21 protein-coding genes and 1 pseudogene are annotated in these 19,458 nt (G+C 70.8%); 12 read left to right on the forward strand and 10 right to left on the reverse strand.

Annotation, left to right across the window (positions count from 1 at the left end; all coding sequences use genetic code 11):
• Positions 1-11: 11 nt before the first annotated feature.
• Both OG371_RS18025 and OG371_RS18030 read right to left on the reverse strand, forming a co-directional pair.
• Positions 12-725 carry an ABC transporter permease gene (locus OG371_RS18025; RefSeq protein WP_329070698.1) on the reverse strand — a complete coding sequence of 238 codons (714 nt, stop codon included), beginning with the start codon at positions 723-725 and terminating at the stop codon, positions 12-14.
• Positions 722-1,420, reverse strand: coding sequence for an ABC transporter permease (locus tag OG371_RS18030; protein WP_329070700.1), 699 nt, complete (start codon positions 1,418-1,420; stop codon positions 722-724). Before OG371_RS18030 ends, OG371_RS18025 begins: the two co-directional genes overlap by 4 nt.
• A 137-nt stretch (positions 1,421-1,557) precedes the next feature.
• On the opposite strand from OG371_RS18030, the gene OG371_RS18035 reads away from it, so the two are divergent.
• The 3 genes from OG371_RS18035 (at position 1,558) to OG371_RS18045 (ending at position 4,150) form a co-directional block, all read left to right on the forward strand.
• Positions 1,558-2,484, forward strand: a complete 927-nt coding sequence (locus tag OG371_RS18035) for an ABC transporter substrate-binding protein (protein WP_329070702.1) — start codon at positions 1,558-1,560, stop codon at positions 2,482-2,484.
• A gap of 107 nt (positions 2,485-2,591) precedes the next feature.
• A complete protein-coding gene (locus OG371_RS18040) occupies positions 2,592-3,026 on the forward strand; it encodes an SRPBCC family protein (RefSeq protein ID WP_329070704.1) in 435 nt (144 codons plus the stop codon).
• Positions 3,027-3,139: 113 nt separating this feature from the next.
• Positions 3,140-4,150: an NADP-dependent oxidoreductase gene (locus tag OG371_RS18045; RefSeq protein WP_329070706.1), complete on the forward strand. Its 1,011-nt coding sequence runs from the start codon at positions 3,140-3,142 to the stop codon at positions 4,148-4,150.
• Positions 4,151-4,161: 11 nt separating this feature from the next.
• Here the strand turns inward: OG371_RS18045 and OG371_RS18050 are convergent, their stop codons facing one another.
• From OG371_RS18050 to OG371_RS18060, 3 genes are read right to left on the reverse strand one after another with little or no spacing between them, the layout of a single operon-like run.
• Positions 4,162-4,809, reverse strand: coding sequence for a haloacid dehalogenase type II (locus OG371_RS18050; protein WP_329070708.1), 648 nt, complete (start codon positions 4,807-4,809; stop codon positions 4,162-4,164).
• A gap of 19 nt (positions 4,810-4,828) precedes the next feature.
• Positions 4,829-5,449, reverse strand: a complete 621-nt coding sequence (locus tag OG371_RS18055) for a pyridoxamine 5'-phosphate oxidase family protein (protein WP_329070710.1) — start codon at positions 5,447-5,449, stop codon at positions 4,829-4,831.
• 43 nt (positions 5,450-5,492) lie between these two features.
• A complete protein-coding gene (locus tag OG371_RS18060; RefSeq protein ID WP_329070712.1) occupies positions 5,493-6,104 on the reverse strand; it encodes a TetR/AcrR family transcriptional regulator in 612 nt (203 codons plus the stop codon).
• Between the two features lie 118 nt (positions 6,105-6,222).
• Here OG371_RS18060 and OG371_RS18065 point away from each other — a divergent pair, with 118 nt between their 5' ends.
• Positions 6,223-7,272, forward strand: a complete 1,050-nt coding sequence (locus OG371_RS18065; protein ID WP_329070714.1) for an NAD(P)-dependent alcohol dehydrogenase — start codon at positions 6,223-6,225, stop codon at positions 7,270-7,272.
• 64 nt (positions 7,273-7,336) lie between these two features.
• Here the strand turns inward: OG371_RS18065 and purU are convergent, their stop codons facing one another.
• The 3 genes and pseudogenes from purU to OG371_RS18080 all read right to left on the reverse strand — a co-directional run bounded on the left by purU (position 7,337) and on the right by OG371_RS18080 (position 9,548).
• On the reverse strand, positions 7,337-8,218 hold the full coding sequence (gene purU, locus OG371_RS18070) for a formyltetrahydrofolate deformylase (RefSeq protein WP_329070716.1): 882 nt from the start codon (positions 8,216-8,218) through the stop codon (positions 7,337-7,339).
• Between the two features lie 15 nt (positions 8,219-8,233).
• Positions 8,234-8,833: pseudogene (locus tag OG371_RS18075) on the reverse strand (maleylpyruvate isomerase family mycothiol-dependent enzyme); the annotation flags it as partial.
• Positions 8,748-9,548, reverse strand: a complete 801-nt coding sequence (locus tag OG371_RS18080) for a DedA family protein (protein ID WP_329070719.1) — start codon at positions 9,546-9,548, stop codon at positions 8,748-8,750. The gene OG371_RS18080 and the pseudogene OG371_RS18075, both read right to left, overlap by 86 nt.
• Positions 9,549-9,988: 440 nt before the next feature.
• On the opposite strand from OG371_RS18080, the gene OG371_RS18085 reads away from it, so the two are divergent.
• Complete coding sequence (locus tag OG371_RS18085; protein WP_329070721.1) at positions 9,989-10,828, forward strand: trimeric intracellular cation channel family protein; 840 nt, start codon at positions 9,989-9,991, stop codon at positions 10,826-10,828.
• On the opposite strand, the gene OG371_RS18090 is transcribed toward OG371_RS18085, so the two are convergent.
• Complete coding sequence (locus OG371_RS18090; protein ID WP_329070723.1) at positions 10,829-11,629, reverse strand: class I SAM-dependent methyltransferase; 801 nt, start codon at positions 11,627-11,629, stop codon at positions 10,829-10,831.
• Positions 11,608-12,108: a DUF2505 domain-containing protein gene (locus OG371_RS18095; RefSeq protein WP_329070724.1), complete on the reverse strand. Its 501-nt coding sequence runs from the start codon at positions 12,106-12,108 to the stop codon at positions 11,608-11,610. The genes OG371_RS18090 and OG371_RS18095 overlap by 22 nt, the downstream gene beginning before the upstream one ends.
• 89 nt (positions 12,109-12,197) lie before the next feature.
• Here OG371_RS18095 and OG371_RS18100 point away from each other — a divergent pair, with 89 nt between their 5' ends.
• The 7 genes from OG371_RS18100 (at position 12,198) to OG371_RS18130 (ending at position 19,446) form a co-directional block, all read left to right on the forward strand.
• Positions 12,198-13,259 (forward strand): UDP-N-acetylmuramate dehydrogenase, encoded by a 1,062-nt coding sequence (locus OG371_RS18100; protein WP_329070727.1) that lies wholly within the window; start codon positions 12,198-12,200, stop codon positions 13,257-13,259.
• Positions 13,260-13,447: 188 nt separating this feature from the next.
• Positions 13,448-14,629, forward strand: a complete 1,182-nt coding sequence (locus OG371_RS18105; RefSeq protein ID WP_329070729.1) for a L,D-transpeptidase — start codon at positions 13,448-13,450, stop codon at positions 14,627-14,629.
• A gap of 3 nt (positions 14,630-14,632) precedes the next feature.
• Positions 14,633-15,454: an alpha/beta fold hydrolase gene (locus OG371_RS18110; protein WP_329070731.1), complete on the forward strand. Its 822-nt coding sequence runs from the start codon at positions 14,633-14,635 to the stop codon at positions 15,452-15,454.
• Positions 15,455-15,484: 30 nt separating this feature from the next.
• Complete coding sequence (mshA, locus tag OG371_RS18115) at positions 15,485-16,789, forward strand: D-inositol-3-phosphate glycosyltransferase (protein WP_329070733.1); 1,305 nt, start codon at positions 15,485-15,487, stop codon at positions 16,787-16,789.
• The gene (locus OG371_RS18120; protein ID WP_329070736.1) at positions 16,786-17,298 is read left to right on the forward strand and encodes a YbjN domain-containing protein; all 513 of its coding nucleotides are present in this window, start codon (positions 16,786-16,788) and stop codon (positions 17,296-17,298) included. The genes mshA and OG371_RS18120 overlap by 4 nt, the downstream gene beginning before the upstream one ends.
• A 66-nt stretch (positions 17,299-17,364) precedes the next feature.
• Entirely contained in the window at positions 17,365-18,267 is a 903-nt protein-coding gene (locus OG371_RS18125) for a DUF4349 domain-containing protein (protein WP_329070738.1), read from the forward strand.
• 429 nt (positions 18,268-18,696) lie between these two features.
• Positions 18,697-19,446: a phosphoglyceromutase gene (locus OG371_RS18130; protein WP_315654017.1), complete on the forward strand. Its 750-nt coding sequence runs from the start codon at positions 18,697-18,699 to the stop codon at positions 19,444-19,446.
• Positions 19,447-19,458: the final 12 nt, after the last annotated feature.

A 19,458-nucleotide genomic window follows, 5' to 3' on the forward strand; every position in this document is an offset into this window, starting at 1 on the left:
CTTGACGGGCTTCAGGACTCGCGGCGCGCGTTCTGCAGGGCGAGGCCCTTCGGCGTGGCCCAGCGCGTCAGTAGCGAGAAAATGCCCTCGCACACCAAAGCCAGGATGATCACGGCGATGCCGCCGCCGAAGATCTCGCCGTAGCCCTGCGCGCCTTCGGCGAAACCGTCGACGATGTACCGGCCGAGGCCGCCGCCGTCGTTCACGATGGCGCCGATCGCGACGGTGGCCACGAGCTGCAGGAAGGCCACGCGCGCGCCCGCCACGATCACCGGCGACGCCAGCGGCAGCTCCAGTTTCAGCATGATCTGCCACTCGCGGTAGCCGGTGCCGCGCGCGGCGTCCACCGTTTCCTGCTCCAGCTGGACGACGCCCGCGTACGTGTTCGTGAACAGCGGCGGCAGCGCCAGGCCGACCAGCGCCAGCAGCAGCGGCCAGAAGTTCGTGTCCGCGCCCCACCGGCTGGCCAGGAACCAGAACAGGATGATCAGCCCGAAGCTCGGGATCGCGCGCCCGATGTTCACCGCGCTGCTGGCCAGGAACGCGCCGCGCCGGTAGTGCGCGAGCCAGACGGCCGCCGGGATCGTCAGCACGGCCGCGACGAGCAGGGACAGCACGGAGAACCAGAGGTGCTCGACCGTCCGGTACGGGATGCCGGCCGGGTCCGTCCAGCTCCACCGGTTCGGATCGGACAGCCACTGGCCCAGCTGTGTGAAGACGTTCATCGGGCCCGCACCTTCCGCGCCCACGGGGCGAGCGCGCGTTCGCTCAGCCACAGGAGCAGGTCGACGACCACGGCGAGCACCACCGAAAGCACGATGCCGACGATGATCGGGCTCGGGTTGGGCGTGGTGGTCTGGATGCCGGCGCGGATGAAGTAGCCGAGGCCGCCCATGCCGAGCAGCGAGGTCACCGTCACCAGGCCGATGGTCGTCACCGCGGCCACGCGCAGGCCCGCGATCACCACCGGCAGCGCCAGCGGCAGCTCGACCTGCCAGAGCAGCCGCCGCCGGGTGAAGCCCATGCCGATCGCGGCCTCGCGGACCTCGGTGGGCACCTGCTGGACGCCGGTGACGATGTTGCGGATCAGGATCAGCAGCGTGTACGTCGCCAGCGGGATCACCGCCGTGGTGAAGGAAAGCCCGAAGAACGGCACCAGCAGCGCGAACGCCCCGAGGCTCGGGATCACGTACAGCGCGCCGGTCGCGCCGAGCACCAGCGGGTAGAACCAGCGGTAGCGCAGGCACAGGGTGGACAGGACCAGCGAGACGACCAGCCCGATGCCGAGCGCCGCGGCGGTCAGGGCGATGTGCTCGCCGAGCCGCTGGACGATGGCGTCGGAATTGCGCTCGACCCACCGCCACTCGAAGATCGGCCGGCTGCTCTCGGCGAGCAGCGGGGTCACCGAAGGCGCATGCACTGGCCGACCTTACCCCGTTCGGGGCGCCGGATTCCGGTTGTTGAGATCAGGTAGCGGTTGAATCCCAATGCGTGGTTTCTGTCGTGGCTCACGGTTAAGGTCCAATCCTCTGTTCGAGGAAAGAGGAGTGTGGGGACGTGCGCTGGACCCGGAACATCCGAGCGGCGGCACTGGTGACGGTCGCCGCTTTGAGCCTGACCGCCTGCGGGGGTGGCAGCGGGGGCTCCGGCCAGCCCGCCGCCCCGAGCAAGGGCGGTGCGCCGATCGTCGTCGCCTCGTTCAACTTCACCGACAGCCAGATCCTGGCCGAGATCTACGCGGCCGCGCTGGAGGCCAAGGGCTACCCGGTCACCCGCAAGCTCAACCTGGGCTCGCGGGAGCTGATCTACCCGTCGCTGAAGTCGGGCGAGCTGCAGTTCCTGCCCGAGTACCAGGGGTCGGCGATCACCACCGGCTTCGGCAAGGACCCGGTCAAGGACGCCGCCGGCGAGCACGACCAGCTGGCCAAGCTGTTCGAGCCGTCCGGCATCTCGCTGCTGAACTACGCGGCGGCCGAGGACAAGAACACCTACATCGTGAAGGCCGACCTGGCCAAGTCCAAGGGCCTGACCAGCATCAGCGACCTGAAGAAGCTCGACAAGGTCGTGATGGCCGGCCCGCCGGAGTGCGAGAAGCGGCTGCCCTGCTTCCAGGGCTTCAAGGACGTGTACAAGCTCACCAACGCGACCTTCCAGACCGTGCAGGAGGCCGGGCCGCGGGTGCAGCAGCTCAATTCTGGCGCCGTCACGGTGATCCCGGTCGACTCGGTGAGCCCGCTGGTCGGCGACTCGCAGTACGTGGCGCTGAAGGACGACCTCACCATCGTGCCCACCGAGAACGTGGTGCCCGCGGTGAACAAGAAGGTGCTCGACGCGCGCGGCGCCGACTTCGCGGCAGTGGTCAACGCGGTCAGCGCGAAGCTGACCACCGAGGGCATGCGCGAGCTGAACAAGCGCGTGGATTCCGACGGCGAAGTGGCGGCGGACGTGGCGAAGGACTGGCTGAAGCAGCAGGGCCTCGCCTGAGGCGTTTCGACAGGTCGAACGGGCCGCCCGGGGTTCTCCCGGGCGGCCCGTTCGTTGTGTGTGCGAAGGTAGCGACGGCGGAACACGAGGAGAAGCTGAGGAGCGAGATGGGAAAGGTCACGGCCACCGCGGAGCGCACGATCGACGCGCCGGTGGACAAGGTTCGCGAACTGGTCGCCGACTACGCCGAGACCCGGCCGAAGCTGCTCACCGAGCACTACCGCGACTACGAGGTGACCGCGGGCGGGCACGGCGCCGGCACCGAGGCGAGCTGGAAGCTGCAGGCGACGTCGAAGCGCGTCCGCGACGTGGCGGCCACTGTGAGCGAGCCGTCGCCGGGCACCCTGGTCGAGACCGACGCGAACTCCAGCATGGTCACCACCTGGACGGTGGCGTCCGCCGGCGAGCGCTCCGTGGTGCGCATCGAGACCAGCTGGGACGGCGCCGGCGGCATCGGCGGCTTCTTCGAGAAGACGTTCGCCCCGGGCGGGTTGAAGAAGATCTACGACGGCGTGCTCGGCAAGCTCGAAGAGATCGTGTAGCGCTCACCACAGGTCCCCGCGAAATCGGAATGATCGCCCCGGTTGGCTCGTTGGCCGGGTATATGCGGGGCGAACGCCCCGGTTGACTCAGTCCCACGAAACGGAGTTCAGCGGTGAACGCACCGACCCAGGCCACGGAGATCCGGCTCGCCTCCCGTCCGCACGGCGTCCCGACGCAGGACAACTTCGACATCGTCGACACCGAGGTCCCCACGCCCGGCGCGGGGCAGATCCTGGTGCGCAACCTGTTCATGAGCGTCGACCCGGCCATGCGCGGCCGGATGAGCGACGCGAAGTCGTACGCGCCGCCGTTCGGGGTGGGCGAGGTCATGTCCGGCGGCGCGGTGGGCGAGGTCATCGAGTCCACTGTGGACGACTTCAAGCCGGGTGACCACGTGCTGCACCAGGCCGGCTGGCGCACCCACGTCGTGCTCGACGCGGCGAAGAGCGTGAAGGTGGACGCCTCGGCGGCGCCGCTTTCGACCTACCTTGGCGTGCTCGGCATGCCGGGCCTCACCGCGTACGCCGGGCTGCTGGTGAGCGCGGAGTTCAAGCCGGGCGACACCGTGTTCGTGTCCGGCGCCGCGGGCGCGGTCGGCTCCCTGGTCGGGCAGCTGGCCAAGCTGAAGGGCGCCAAGCGCGTGATCGGCAGCGCCGGCTCGGCCGAGAAGGTGCGGCACCTGATCGACGACCTCGGCTTCGACGCGGCGTTCAACTACAAGGACGGTCCCGTCGCCGAGCAGCTGGCGGCGGCCGCGCCCGAGGGCATCGACGTCTACTTCGACAACGTCGGCGGCGAGCACCTCGAGGCCGCCATCGCGTCGATGAACCTGCACGGCCGCATCGCCGTCTGCGGGATGATCTCGGTGTACAACGCCACCGAGCCGACCCCGGCGCCGCGCAACCTCCCGCAGATCATCGCCAAGCGCCTCACCATCCGCGGCCTGCTGGTGATCGACCACTGGAGCCTGCGCGAGCAGTTCGTCACCGAGATCGCGCCGCTGGTGGCCTCGGGCGAGATCAAGTACTCCGAGACGTTCGTCGACGGCATCCGCAACGCGCCCGAGGCGTTCATCGGCCTGCTCGGCGGGGCCAACACCGGCAAGATGCTGGTCCGGCTCTGAGCTTCTGAGTTTCAGTCGAAGGACAGTTCGGGCAGGCTCGCCGCCGTGTGATCGGGGGCGGGCGTGCCCGGCAACGGCCGGACGCCGGGCCGCGTGAGCAGCGCGGTCCGCAGTCCGGCCGCCTCCGCGCCCGCGATGTCCCAGCCGTGCGCCGCGACCATCACGGCCTGGCAGGGCTCGATCCCGTAGGCGTCGAGCACCTGCCGGTACGGCTCGGGCGCGGGCTTGAGCCGGCTGACCTGCTGCGCGGAGAAGATCCGGTCGAGCACCGTGGCGACCCCCGCGTGCTGCAGCTGGGCCTCGACGGTGGCCAGCGGCGAGTTCGTCAGCGCGACGACGGTGTGCCCGTCCTGCTTGAGTTTCTTCAGTCCTGGCACCACATCGGCGTGCGCGGAAAGTGACAGCAGGGCGTCGCGGAACCGGGCCAGCTCGGCTTCGGTGAGATCGTGCCCGTAGCGCGCCACGGTGTCGACGGCCGCCGCGCCGGCGATCTCCGCGAAGTCCCGGTAGCCCCCGGTCGCCGTGGTGGCCAGCGCGGTGTGGATGGCGAGGTCGAACCACTCCCGCCGCGCCCGCGCCGTCCCGGTCAGCTCGGCGAACCACGGGTCGAGGCCCGCGAGGTCGAGCAGGGTTTCGTTGACGTCGAAGACACAGAGCACGGTTTCTCCCTACAGCGGGTCAGTACTGCTGGGTGGCGGAGCGGTGGTCGAGGTCGGCGTCGAGCTGGTCCGCGGGCTCGGCGAGGTTCAGCTGGTCACGCAGGATGCAGCCGAGCGTCGGCAGCTCCGAGCGCTCCGGCCAGGTCTCCGGCCGCCACAGCGACGAGCGCAGGAAAGCCTTGGCGCAGTGCATGTACAGCTCCCGCACCTCGATCACGATCGCGAGCTGCGGGCGCTTTCCCTTGACCAGGAGGTCGTCGAAGAAGGGCGCGTCGGAGACGATCGTGGCGCGGCCGTTGACCCGCAGGGTTTCGTTCATGCCGGGGATGAGGAACAGCAGGCCGGCGTGCGGGTTGTCGACGATGTTGCGGAAGCTGTCCGCGAGCTTGTTGCCCGGCCGGTCCGCGAGCACGAGGGTCTTGTCGTCCAGCACCAGCACGGAGCCGGCGGGGTCGCCGCGCGGGGAGACGTCGCAGCTGCCGTCGGGCGCGGACGTCGCCAGCAGGCAGAACGGCGAGTGCGCGATCAGCGTCCGCGCGTGCTCGTCGATGGAGCCGAGGATCTTCCTGGCCGTCGTCGCGCGCGGTTCGCCGATCACGTCGCGCAGGGCCTCGTGGGTGGAGATCACCGTTGTCGCCATGAGTCCAGTGAACCGCGCCGGGACGGGCCGGCGACAGGGCTTTTCAGGCCTGGGCCGGCCCGTGCCCGTCGCGGTGGGCTTCGATCACGATGCGGGCCGCGGTGGTGGACTTGGCGGTCACCTGGGCGGCGGTGTAGTCCAGGCGGCGGTAGTGGCCGTTGAGGAACAGTTCGCCGTAGCCGTGGCCCTGCGCGTGGACCTGCTCCATCAGCTCCAGCGCGGCCGGCGGGTACGGGCAGACGGCCAGGCACAGCGTCAGGTACGTGTCGATCAGGGCGCGGCGGGTGTCGTGCAGCTCGGTGTACTTCGGGTCTTCGAGGCCGTCGGCGAAGATCGCCTGGAAGCCGATGCGGCGGTCGATCAGGAAGCCGGTGTAGGCGCCGGACGCGGCGGCCAGCTGGGCGACGGCGTCGGGCCCGGCGCCGGCCACAGCGGCCTCCACCTGTTCGCGCAGCTGGCAGGCGGTGTTCGTCGCGACGGCCGCCAGCAGGCTGCTGCGGTCCGGGAAGTGCCGGTACGGCGCGGCGGGCGAGACCTTCGCGCGTTTCGCCACCTGCGCCACCGAGAAGCCGTCCATGCCCAGCTCCGCGATCAGGTCCACCGACACCCGGACGAGCTCGTCGCGCAGATCGCCGTGGTGGTACTTGCCGCCCATGCGCTGAATCACATCCGATCACACTCGCGCATATGTAAGAGGCCTCTTACTATAGTCATGTGAGAGAGGTCTTACATCCAAAACCCGGGCAGTCGCCCGGACTTGTCGGGAGGGTTTCATGACCACGACCACGCACGCCATCGCCGCACCGGCGCCGGGCGCCCCGCTCGAGCCGACGACGATCGAGCGCCGGGACCTGCGCCCGGACGACGTGCTGATCGACATCGCGTTCGCGGGCATCTGCCACAGCGACCTGCACCAGGCCAAGGAGGACTGGGGCTCGGCCACGTTCCCCATGGTCCCCGGCCACGAGATCGCCGGCGTGGTCGCCGCGGTCGGCTCCGGCGTGACGAAGTACCAGGTCGGCGACCGGGTCGGCGTCGGCTGCATGGTCGACTCGTGCGGTGAGTGCGAGTACTGCCTGGCCGGCACCGAGCAGTTCTGCCTGAAGGGCAATGTCCAGACGTACAACGGCGTCGGCTTCGACGGCGAGGTCACGTACGGCGGTTACAGCCGCCAGGTCGTGGTGAAGGACGCGTTCGTCTGCCGGATCCCGGAGGGCATCGAGCTCGACGTCGCCGCGCCGCTGCTCTGCGCGGGCATCACCACCTACTCGCCGCTGCGCCACTGGGGCGCCGGGCCGGGCAAGAAGGTCGCCGTGGTCGGCCTCGGCGGGCTCGGGCACATGGCGGTCAAGCTCGCGGTGGCCATGGGCGCCGAGGTCACGGTGCTCAGCCAGAGCCTGAAGAAGCAGGAAGACGGTCTGAAACTCGGCGCGAAAGACTACTTCGCGACCGGCGACGAGGCCACCTTCGACGTGCTCCGCGGCCGCTTCGACGTCATCATCAACACCGTCTCGGCGAAGCTCCCGATCGACGCGTACCTCGGCATGCTGCGCGTCGGCGGTGCGATGGTGAACGTCGGCGCGCCGCCGGAGTCCTTGTCCTACAACGCTTTCTCGCTGCTCGGCGGCAACAAGGTGCTGGCCGGCTCGATGATCGGCGGCATCGCCGAGACGCAGGAGATGCTCGATTTCTGCGCCGAGCACGGCCTCGGCGCCGAGATCGAGACGATCTCCGCGGACCAGGTCAACGCGGCGTACGAGCGGGTCGAGAACAGCGACGTGCGGTACCGCTTCGTGATCGACGCCTCGACCATCGGCGCCTGAGAAAAGCCGTCAAGGCCTCCTTACCCGCGTGGGACGCGGGTAAGGAGGCCTTGACGGTGTCCGCCTAGAACACGACGGTTCGGTTGCCGTGCACCAGAACGCGGCCTTCGAGGTGCCACCGCAGGCCGCGTGCCAGCGTCACCTTCTCGATGTCGCGGCCCTTGCGCACCATGTCCTCCACCGAGTCCCCGTGGTCCACGCGGATCACGTCCTGCTCGATGATCGGCCCGGCGTCGAGGTCGGCGGTCACGTAGTGGCAGGTGGCGCCGACCAGCTTGACGCCGCGCGTGTAGGCCTGGTGGTACGGCTTCGCGCCGGCGAAGGACGGCAGGAAGCTGTGGTGGATGTTGATCGCTCGCCCGGCCCATTCTGCGCACAGGTCGGCGGGCAGCACCTGCATGAACCGGGCCAGCACCACGGCGTCCGGAGTGTGCTCGTCGACGAGTTTCCGCACCTGAGCAAACGCTTGCGCCTTGCCCTCGGGGTCCCCGGCCGGGAACGGCACGTGGTGGAACGGGATGCCGTGCGCGCGGGTGATGTCCGCGAGTGAGGCGTGGTTGCCGATCACCGCGGCGATGTCGACGTCCAGCTCGCCGGACGCGACGCGGCCCAGCAGGTCGTACAGGCAGTGCCCGGCCTTCGAAACCAGCACGACCGCGCGCGGCCGCTCGCCGGTGTCGCGCACTGCCCAGCTGGACTCCGCGGACAATTCCGCCGCCACCGCGCCGAACCGCTCGCGCAGGCCCGCGGCGTCGAACGGCAGGGAGTCGGCGCGGACCACCTGGCGCGTGAAGAACCAGCCCGTGTCCGGGTCGGTGTGGTACGCGGCTTCGCCGATCATGCCGCCGTGCTCGGCCAGGAATCCCGAGATGCGGGCGATGATGCCGGTGCGGTCGGGGCAGCCGAAGGTCAGGACGTAACGCTGGGGATCAGGCACGCCGTCCATTCTCGCCGGTGCTGGTCAGGGTGCCGCGAGGGGCTCCAGCAGGGTGGTGTCGCCGGTGGTGGCGGCGTGGTTCGGGCGGCCCCAGAGGGCGCGGTAGACGTCGTCGGCCGGGCCGCTGAGCGTAACGTCCGGGCGGCCGTCGTCGACGAGCGCGGGTGGCTCGCTTTCCCGCAGCACGACGGTCCACAAACGACCTTCGGCCTCGACGCGGACGGTCCCGCCCCGGTTCGACGGCCGGGAGCGCCGGGGCATCAGGAAGGTGAGGAACTCGTCGACGCCGTCGGCGGCGAACGCGGCGGCGTACCGGGTCGGCGGCGGCTCGGGCAGCGCGCTTTCGGCGTCCAGCCGGTGGATCGCCATCTCGTGCGCCAGTCGCCGAGTCAGCTCGCCGCTGGTGATGGTGGCGCCGCCGCGCGGGAACGGCGAGCGGACGGGGCTGTCGGCGGGCCGGCGCAGCGCCTCGCGCAGGGCGAGCCGCTCGCCGTCCCAGCAGCCGAGCAGGTCTGTCCAGTCCGCCGGTGCGGACGGTTCAGCAGCCCGGCCCGTGATCACCGCGACGCTGGAGGAGAGCACCCTCGCCAGGTGGGTCACCAGGTCGTGCACCGTCCATTTCGGACAGTTCCGGACCCGCGCCGCCGGGCCCGCCGTCAGCACGGCCGTCTTCAGCCGGTCGCTGTGGATGTCGATCGTCTCCAGCAGGGGGTGCACTCGGTCCATGCGCCGAACGTAGCGCGCGCAGCCGGAGCCGCCGGACCGATTCGATGAAGCTGACCAGCAGCAGCCCCAGCAGGAACGACAGCAGCAGGCCCTTGACCGGCTCGTCCGCGAAGGCCGCGCCGCCGGCCAGCCCGATCAGCACGCTGTAACACGCCCAGAGCGCGGCGCCCAGTGCGTCGAGCGGCACGAACCGGCGCGGCGGGTACCCGAGGCTGCCGCACGCCAGCGCGCTCGCCACCCGCCCGCCGGGCAGATACCGCGCGGCGACGATCAGCAACGGCGCCTGCCGCTGCACTTGCGCGCGGGCCCACTCGTACCGCTGCCGCCCCGACGGCCCCCGCTGCAATCGGGCCAGCGCCCGCGGACCCGCCGCCCGGCCGACCGAGTAGGCCAGGCAGTCCCCGGCCCACGCCCCGGCCGCCGCGACCAGTGCCAGCGTCGCCAGCCACCGCGGATCCGGCCCGAGCAGCACCGCGACCGTGACCACAGTCGTCTCACTCGGCATGAAAGGCAGCAGCGCATCGAGCCCCGCCACAGCGAAGACGAGCACCCACAGCCACGGCGAGCCCAGCGCGCCGCGCAGCAGCTCGGTGACGTGCTCCAGCAGTTCCACCCGCTCATGGTGATCACCGCAGGTCGACGGCGGGTGACGCACCGGCATTCGCCCGGTGAACAGGTGGGTTTCGTACCCGGATGCAGGGCTTCGGGGCGCGCTCCGGCCCTGGCGGTCACCCTCGGTAATGTGGCGACGTTTCGCGCCTTATTGTCCAGATAATGACGGTCGCTATTTCTTGCCGGAGAAGGTGAACCGATGGCCAAGCGGAAATTATCAAAAGGATGGATTGAGATGAACTTCGCGGCCAGGTTCTCCGAATGGCCAGCTAATCCCGCCCGTACAACGAACCTGAGTCTTTAGGGCAGAAGAATTCGGCTGGGTGGCACCGCGGGTCCAGCACCGATAATTTGACGTCGGAGGCCATTTCCCGGTCATTCCTCGTGTCGCCGATCACCATGAACCATCGGCATCTCTGTTGGTAAAGGTTGGTCTTCGCCGTGCTCATCCTGGAAGCGATCGGCATCGTCGGATGCGCGTTCGCCGGGGCCGTCGACGCCGTCCGGGCACGGCTGGACCTGTTCGGGGCGGTGCTGGTGGCGATCGTCACCGCGCTCGGCGGCGGCACCCTCCGTGACGTGCTGCTGGGCGTGTTCCCGCCGGTTCCGCTGGTCACGCCCTGGTACTTCGTGGTCTGTGCCACGACCGCGCTGCTGGTGTGCGCCTTCCGTTCGAAGCTCGCGCGGCTGCGGCTGCCGATGGAGGCCGCGGACGCGGTCGCGCTCGCGTTGTTCACCGTCACCGGTGCGACCAAAGCGATGCAACACGGGACGCCGTACTACACCGCCGCGGTGATCGGGCTGGTCAACGGGATCGGCGGCGGCCTCGTGCGTGATGCGATCCTGGGGCGGGTGCCGGCGGTGGTGCGCGGGGAGATCTACGCGATCCCCGCGTTCGGCGGGGCGCTGCTCTTGGCGCTGAGTGATCTGAACCACCTGCCGCACGCGGTGCTGGCGCCCGTCACGCTGGTCGTCATCTTCGGCACGCGGATGGCGGCGGTGCTGTTCGGCTGGCACCTGCCCACGATCCGGGCCAAAGCCGCCCCGGCGGAGCCGGCCAAGTTCATTCCGGAGGAGAGCGCCGCCGAGCGCACTGTGCGGATCCCCGTGTATCCGGGCAAACACGCGGCGCGTCCCCACCCGGCGCCGTCACGACCCGGTCCGGCTCCGGCCGGGGTACGGCCGCCGCACATGCGCGACCATCGGTTCCCCGCAGTCGATCCCGATGCTGCCACGCGAAGCGGGACTCTTCGGGCGCGCCTCAACGGATCGACGACGTGATCACTTCGGCGCGACGGCGGCCCACGGGACGGTCAGCTCGCCGAGCCGCGGCGGGTCCGGGCGGCCCAGTGGGGGCCAGCCGCGGGCGGTGAGGCGGCGCACCGTTTCCGTCCAACGAGCGCGGACGCCGAACGAGCGCTGCGGCGCCGCAGCTGCCCAACAGGAGTCCATAGTGGACAACAGTTCGTGGATGCGCTCACCGGGAACATTGCGATGGATCAGCACTTTCGGCAACCGTTCAGCCACAGTGGACGGACGATCCAGGTCGGCCAGTCGCATCGAGAGGGTCAGTGACACCGGGCCGTCTGCCGCGACGGTGACCCAAGTGGACAGCCGGCCGATCTCGTCGCAGGTGCCCTCCACAAGTAGTCCATCGGCGGGCATGTTCGCCAGCATCAGCGCCCACGCACCGGGCACCTCGTGCTCGGCGTACTGCCGCAGGACGTTGAACGCGCGCACCAGGATCGGGCGCGTGCCGGCGAGTTCGAAGCCGCCGCGGCGGAAGTCCAGGCGTGGTGGGTCGGCGGCCGGGCGGGCGTAGGCGACGCGGTCCGGGTCGAGTTCCAGCCCGAGCACGCGGACGTCCGTCCGCACCCGGCGCAGCCAGCGGGCCAGCTCGACGGTGGTGACCGGCGAGGCGCCGTAGCCGAGGTCGACCACCAGCGGGTCCGCGGCCCGGCGCAGCAGCCGGGTGACGGCTGCGTCACCGGCCAGCCAGCGGTCGACGCGCCGGAGCCGGTTCGGGTTGGTGGTGCCCCGCGTCGGGGCGCCCACCGGGTTCAGGCGTGCTCGGCCAGCCATCGCGCGGTGAACTCGGCCTCGCGCCGCAGGAGGGTGGTCACCTGCTCCGCCACCACGCTCTCGATCTTGCCGCCGAACAACGGGATCCGGACCGTGACCTCGCCGTCGGTGCGGTACCGCACGCGCTCGCCCTCGGGCTTGAGCGAGGTCCGCGCGGTGATCTCGCCGGGCACCCCGCTGACGTTCACGTCGATGCGGCCCGCGTAGCCGTCGCCGTCGGGCCGCCATTCCTCGGTCCGCCGGACGATCAGGTCGCCCTTGTGCAGCGCGCGCACGGCTTGCGGCAGCCGCGACGCGTTGATGCCGTGCTGCAGTTCGAAGCGCGCGCCGCTGTCGTCGGCGGTGTACGAGAGGAGCTTGGCGTTGTCGCCGCCCAGCTCCTCGAGGCGCGCCAGCAGGGCCTCCTCACCCGACACCGCGGCCACGACGGCCGCGAGTCCGGCGGAGAACTCTGCACGGTGCTCGATCCGGGATCCCATTCGCCGGACAGTACCGTCAGGCCTGAAAGACTCGTGAGTGTTCCGGACGGTTAGAACCGGCATAAACACTCACAAGTATCTTGGCCAGCGTGAACCCCGCCGATCCCGCCGCCCAGCCCCGCCTCGCCGAGCACACGACGCTGCGGCTCGGCGGGCCCGCCCGCCGGTTCGTGCGGGCCGGGACCAGCGAAGACCTCGTCGCCGCCGTGCGGGCGGCCGACGAGGCCGGCGAACCGGTGCTGCTGCTCGGCGGCGGGTCGAACCTGGTGGTGGCCGACGAGGGCTTCGCGGGCACGCTCGTCCAGGTCGCGAACACCGGCTGGACCCGCGACGGCGACGTGGTCGAGGTGGCCGCCGGGCAGGGCTGGGACGAGTTCGTCGCGGGCCTGGCCGAGGCGGGCCTCGGCGGGCTCGAGTGCCTGTCCGGCATCCCCGGCTCGGTCGGTGCGACGCCGATCCAGAACGTCGGCGCGTACGGCTGCGAGGTGGCCGAATCCCTCGTCTCGCTGGAGCTTTACGACCGAGCTGCGCGCGAGGTACGCACGGTCAAGGCCGACGAACTCGGCTTCGCCTACCGCACCAGCGTGCTCAAGGGCACCGACGCCGGCGTGGTGCTGAGCGTGCGGTTCCGGGTGGACCCCAGCGGCGAGTCCGCGCCCGTCCGGTACGCCGAGCTGGCGCGCACGCTGGGCGTCGAGATCGGCGCGAGGGTCCCCGCCGCGGCCGCGCGCGACGCCGTCCTCGGCCTGCGCCGCGGCAAGGGCATGGTGCTCGACCCGGCCGACCACGACACGTGGAGCGCGGGCTCGTTCTTCACCAATCCGATCGTGCCGTCCGGGGACGTCGAGGCGGTGCTGGCGCGCATCGGCGAAGCGGTCGGAGCGGACGTCGCGATCCCGCAGTACCCGGCCGAAGGCGGCGCGAAGCTGTCCGCGGCCTGGCTGATCGAGCGCGCGGGCTTCGCGAAGGGCCACCCCGGCCCAGGCGGCCGCGTTTCGCTGTCGACGAAGCACACGCTCGCCCTCACGAACCGCGGCGGCGCCACGACGGCGGACCTGCTCGCGCTCGCCCGCGAAGTCCGCGACGGCGTCGAGGCGCGCTTCGGCGTCACGCTGCACCCCGAGCCGCTGCTGATCGGCTGCACGCTCTAAGCCCCGAGAACCAGCCGTGAAATCCGCCTGAAATCCGGCATCACCGGCAACCCGGGCAGCCGCCAAGACGTCTTGTCGACAAGGGCGGGAGCGGGTGATCTCCCACCCGGCAGGTAACGTCGAGTCGCTCACCGGCGCTGATCAGCGTGGAAGCTTCGGCCGGTGCGGGGGTTATGGGAGGTTTTTCGGTGATCGAACGGCGCTCGGTGTTCAAAGCCGCGCTCGCCGCGGGGGCGGCCGCGCTGGTGGCGGCGTGTTCCGGGAGCAACGACGGCAACGCGGTGCCGCAGGGCGGCAGCGGGGACGACGGGGGCAAGCCGGTCGCACCGGTGGCGAAGATCACCGCGACCCCGGCCGTCGACGCCCAGGACGCGAGCGTGCGCGAGCCGGTGGTGGTCAAGGTGGCCGAAGGCAAGCTCACCGAGGTGAAGGTCACCAACTCCGACGGCGAGGACGTCAAGGGCGATCTGACGGCTGACGGCCTGACCTGGACCAGCTCCGAGCAGCTCGGCTACGGCAAGACCTACACGTACGCGGCGAAGGCGACCGGCACCGACAACCGCCCGGCCGAGTTCACGGGCTCGTTCAAGACCGTCGCGCCGGCCAAGCAGCTGCGCGCCACGCTGAACCCCGCCGACAACGCGCACGTGGGCGTCGCGATGCCGATCAGCGTCAAGTTCGCTTCGGCGCCGAAGGACCGCGCGGCCGTCGAGAAGGCGCTGAAGGTGACCACCGACTCCAACGTCGAGGGCTCGTGGGGCTGGCTGTCGGCGACGCAGGTCGACTGGCGCCCCAAGGAGTACTGGCCGGAGAACATCACCGTGAGCGTGGAGGCGAACCTCTACGGCGTCGACCTGGGCGGCGGCTCGTACGGCAAGGCCGACGTCACCACGAAGTTCAAGATCGGCCGCAACCAGGTGGTCAAGGTGAACACCCCGGACCACACGATGAAGGTCTACCGCGGCGGCGCCGAGCACAAGAGCTACCCGTGCAGCAACGGCCTGGACAGCGACGTGGACCGCAACACCCCCAACGGCACGTTCATCGTGATGTCCAAGGAGCCGACCGCTCGGTTCGACAACGCGCGCTACGGCTACACGAACGTCAACAAGAAGTGGGCCTGCCGGATCTCCAACCACGGCGAGTACATCCACGAAAACCAGGACAACGCCGCGGCCATCGGCAAGACCAACAACTCCCACGGCTGCGTCAACCTGCTCGACGCGGACGCCAAGGACTTCTTCGACTCGGCGCTGATCGGCGACCCGGTGGAGGTCACCGGCTCGCGGCTGTCCAGCCCGACCGGCTCCGACGTCAAAGACTGGTTCTACGACTGGTCCGCCTGGCGGGGTCTGTCTGCTAACAAGTAAGGCGTGAACACCGAAGTCGTCGGCACCAGCGGAGTGCGCATCGCGCTGCGCGTCGAAGGTGCCCAGAACTCGCGTCCCCTGGTCTTCGTGCACGGCTGGGCGCAGTCGTCCCGGGCGTGGGCCGCGCAGTTCGCGGATCCCGCGCTCACCGAGCGGTTCCGCCTGGTCGCGATGGACCTGCGCGGTCACGGCGCGTCCGACGTGCCGGCCGCGGGCTACGACGATCCGCGCCAGTGGGCTGACGACCTGGCCGCGGTCCTCGACTTCGCGGGCCCCGGCGCGATCGTCGTCGGCTGGTCCTACGGCGGCCTGGTGCTCACCGACTACCTGCGGGTGCACGGGTCCGCCGGGCTGGCCGGGATCGTGCTGGTCGGCGCGATCACCGAGATCGGCCGCGGCCGGGCGGGCGGCAAGACCGGCGCCGTTATGCGGGCCGCGCTGCCTGCCGCGCTGTCCGACGACCCCGAGGTCGCGGTACCCGCGCTGGTCGAGTTCACCCGGTCCATGGCGACCGGCCCGGTGCCCGGCACCTATGCGCAGGACCTGCTCGGCGCGTCGCTGGCCGTGCCGCCGGCCGTCCGGGCCGCGCTGTTCAAGCGGGACGTCGAGAGCGCCGGGGTGCTCCAGGCGGTGGACAAGCCGGCGCTGGTCGTCCACGGCACGGCGGACGCGGTGGTCGACCCGGCGGCGGCGGAATATTCGGCCGGGAAGATTCCGGGGGCGGTTCAGCGTTGGTTCGTTGAGGCCGGGCATCTGCCGTTCGTGGAGGCCGCGGGGGAGTTCAACTCCGCGCTGCGGCAGTTCGCCGGCCAGACAGGCCAGTAGCCGCCAGCCGCACAGGAAAGTAGTGACCAGGTGACCATCTCCCTTCAGGGATTTCGCCGTGCGCCGCGCCGGATCGCGGTGCTGTCGGTGCACACCTCGCCGTTGGAGCAGCCCGGCACGGGCGACGCCGGCGGGATGAACGTGTACGTCAGCCAGACCGCGCAGGAAATGGCGCGCCGCGGCGTCGAGGTCGAGGTGTTCACCCGGGCGACGTCCTCGGACCAGCCGCCGCTCGCGGAGCTGGCGCCGGGGGTCACCGTGCGGCACGTGCAGGCCGGGCCGTTCGAGCCGCTGGGCCGTGACGAGCTGCCGGCGCAGCTGTGCGCGTTCACCTCCGGCGTGCTGCGGGCGGAGGCGTTCCACGAGCCGGGTTACTACGACCTGATCCACTCGCACTACTGGCTCTCGGGCCAGGTCGGCTGGCTCGCGCGCGACCGCTGGGGCGTGCCGCTGGTGCACACCGCACACACCCTGGCGAAGGTCAAGAACGCCGCGCTCGCCGACGGCGACAAGCCGGAGCCGCGTACCCGCGTGATGGGCGAGGAGCAGGTGGTCGCCGAGGCCGACTGCCTGGTGGCGAACACCCCGGTGGAGGCCCGCCAGCTGGTCGAGCTGTACGGCGCCGAGCCGCACGCCGTGCACGCCGTGCCGCCGGGAGTGGACCTCGAACGGTTCACCCCGGGTTCGCAGGCGCTCGCGCGGCAGGCGCTCGGGCTGCCGCAGGACGCGGTGGTGCTCGCGTTCGCCGGCCGGATCCAGCCGTTGAAGGCGCCGGACGTGCTGCTCCACGCGGCCGCCGAGCTGCTGCGCAAACGGCCGGAGCTGGCCCCGCGGCTGGTGGTGCTGGTGGTCGGCGGGCCGTCCGGCACCGGGCTGGAGCAGCCGCAGGCGCTGCGCGAGCTGGCCGTCTCGCTCGGCATCCGGGACCAGGTGCGGTTCCTGCCGCCGCAGCCGGGGGCGGCGCTGGTGGACGTCTACCGCGCGGCCGACCTGGTCGCGGTGCCGAGTTACAACGAGTCGTTCGGCCTGGTCGCGCTGGAGGCCCAGGCGTGCGGGACGCCGGTGGTCGCCGCCGAGGTCGGCGGGCTGCCGGTCGCGGTGGTGCACGGCGTCTCCGGGCTGCTGGTGCCCTCGCACGGCGCGGCCGAGTGGGCGGACGCGCTGGCCGCGCTCGCGCTGCGCCCGGACCGGCGCCGTGAGCTGGCCGCGAACGCCGTCGAGCACGCGCGCCGGTTCTCCTGGCGCCGGACCACGGACTCGCTGCTGGACATCTATGCTCAGGCCACCCTGGCGTTCCGCAACGCCCTCGACCTGCGCACGGAGGTGGCGGTGTGAGCCTGGACGCGACGATCAAGTCTACTTTGGACGATTCGGGGCTGAAGTACGACCGCCGCGGCGAGGGCAAGTACTTCGTCACCCTGCCCGGGACCAAGAAGCTGCAGACCAACTGCTGGCTGGTGGACGGCGACCACGCCTTCTCCGTGGAGGCGTTCGTCTGCCGCCGCCCGGACGAGGAGCACGAGGCCGTCTACCGATTCCTGTTGCAGCGCAACGCCAGGCTCTACGGCGTGCACTACACAGTGGACGGTATGGGGGACATCTACCTGGTCGGCCGCTTCGGCAAGGAGACCGTCACCGAGGCCGAGCTGGACAAGATCCTCGGCCAGGTGCTGGAGGCCGCCGACGGCGACTTCAACACGATCCTGGAGATCGGCTTCGCCACCTCGATCAAGCGCGAGTGGGACTGGCGGGTCTCGCGCGGCGAGTCGCTGGCGAACCTCCAGGCGTTCAAGCACCTGATGGCGCCCGCGACCCCGCACGAGCCCGGCTTGACCGAGTCGTGACCCCCGGCGTGCAACGGCGCTGAACCGCGCCGCCGTCCCACCCCCGCCTACTGGAGGGAGAGACGGATGAGCAGCCGATGGAGACGCTCGCTGGTGGTCGCCGGCGCCGGGCTGGCGCTGGTGCTCGCCGGGTGCACCAGCACCAGCGCGCCGCAGAGCGCGAGCAGCGGGATGCCGGCCACGGGCGGCGGGGTCTCCGCGAACGAGGGCGCGGCGCCCGCCGTGCCGAAGCCGGGTGCGTCGAAAGCCCCGGCGCCGACGGCCGGCCAGCCGGGGACCACCGACCGCAAGCTCGCCCGCAGCGCGCGGCTCGACGTCAAGACCCCGAAGCTGGACGACCTCGTCAGCCAGGCGCGCGCGATCGCGGCGGGCGCCGGGGGTTACACCGGGCAGGAGAGCACGGTCGCGTCTTCGGCGACGCTGAGCCTCGCCGTGCCGGCCGAGAAGCTCGACGGGGTGCTCGACCAGCTCGCCGCGCTCGGGACGGTGACCCGGCGTGAGCTGAGCGCGCAGGACGTCACCGCTCAGGTCGTGGACACCGATGCGCGGCTGGCGACGCAGCGCGCGAGCGTCGAGCGGATCCGGGCGCTGCTGGCGAAGGCGACTTCGGTCTCGGAGATCGCCTCCGTGGAGAGCGAGCTGACCGACCGCGAGGCGACGCTGGAATCACTCGAGCAGCAGCAGAAGTCCCTGTCCGGCAGCGTCGCGATGGCCACGGTCGCGCTGTCCGTGACGGCCGAGACCGCCGGGGTGCCTTCGACCTCAACCGACGATTCGAGCGGGTTCCTGGGCGGGCTGGCCGGCGGCTGGGACGCGTTCCTCGGCTTCGGCGGCGGGCTGCTGACCGTGCTCGGTGCGGTGGCGCCGTTCGCCGTGCTGATCGGCCTGCCACTCGGGCTGCTGGGCTGGTGGCTGCGGAAGCGGCGGCGGGCGGGAGCCGGGGAGTACCCGCCGGAACCCGTTGAGTGAACGGGAAAGGCGGAGCGGCTCGAGGGAGGGGGGAGTCGCGATCTCGAGCCGCTCCGCTGAAGTTCCCGCCGATGGACCCGGTGACGAGGGGGATGCCAACGGGGCCGGCGGGCCGCGGCTCGGCAGGGGGGGAGACGAGCCGCGGTCGTAGCCCGCCGTCAGCCGGGGAGTGCGTGGAATCCAGCTGAGCGGGACATGTCAAACCTGTCAGATGTCCACCTGTAATCACAAGACTACTGGTTACGCCGTTCGAGTGAACTTTGTATCTGGCGATAACGGTGCGCATCGCGTTGCACCCGTTTGCGCCCTTGTTGGCAGACCGAATTCTGGTCGGGTGAGGTGTTACCCTCGGGTAACACACTCTGCGTAGAACATCGTTCAATCGACGTGCCAGTCGGGGTCCTGGTCCGCTCTGGCAGGCTGTGGGCTATGGCCGAACTTGGGACGTTGGTGCTGCTGCGTCACGGGCAGAGCACGTGGAACGCGGAAAACCTGTTCACCGGCTGGGTGGACGTGCCGCTTTCGGAGACGGGTGAACGCGAAGCCCGCCAGGGCGGGCAGCTGCTCGCCGAGGCGGGGCTGCTGCCGGACGTCGTCCACACCTCGCTGCTGCGCCGCGCGATCAGCACCTCGAACATCGCGCTGGACGCCGCCGACCGCCACTGGATCCCGGTGAAGCGGGACTGGCGGCTCAACGAGCGCCACTACGGCGCGTTGCAGGGCAAGAACAAGAAGCAGACGCTGGACGAGTTCGGCGAGGAGCAGTTCATGCTCTGGCGCCGCTCGTACGACACGCCGCCGCCGGCGATCGACCCGGCCGACGAGTTCAGCCAGGCCGGCGACCCGCGGTACGCCGATCTCGGCGACACCGCCCCGCTGACCGAGTGCCTGAAGGACGTCGTCGCGCGCCTGCTGCCGTACTGGGAGTCCGCGATCGTGCCGGACCTGCGCGCGGGCAAGAACGTGCTGGTCGCCGCGCACGGCAACTCGCTGCGCGCCCTGGTCAAGCACCTCGACGGCATCTCCGACGCGGACATCGCGGCGCTGAACATCCCGACCGGGATCCCACTGCGCTACGACCTGACCGACGAGCTGAAGCCGGTCAAGCCGGGCGGGCTGTACCTCGACCCGGAAGCCGCCGAAGAGGCCGCCGCCGCGGTCGCCAACCAGGGCCGCTGATACCCGCTCGTG

Source organism: Amycolatopsis sp. NBC_01480, assembly GCF_036227205.1.
Taxonomy (GTDB): Bacteria; Actinomycetota; Actinomycetes; order Mycobacteriales; family Pseudonocardiaceae; genus Amycolatopsis.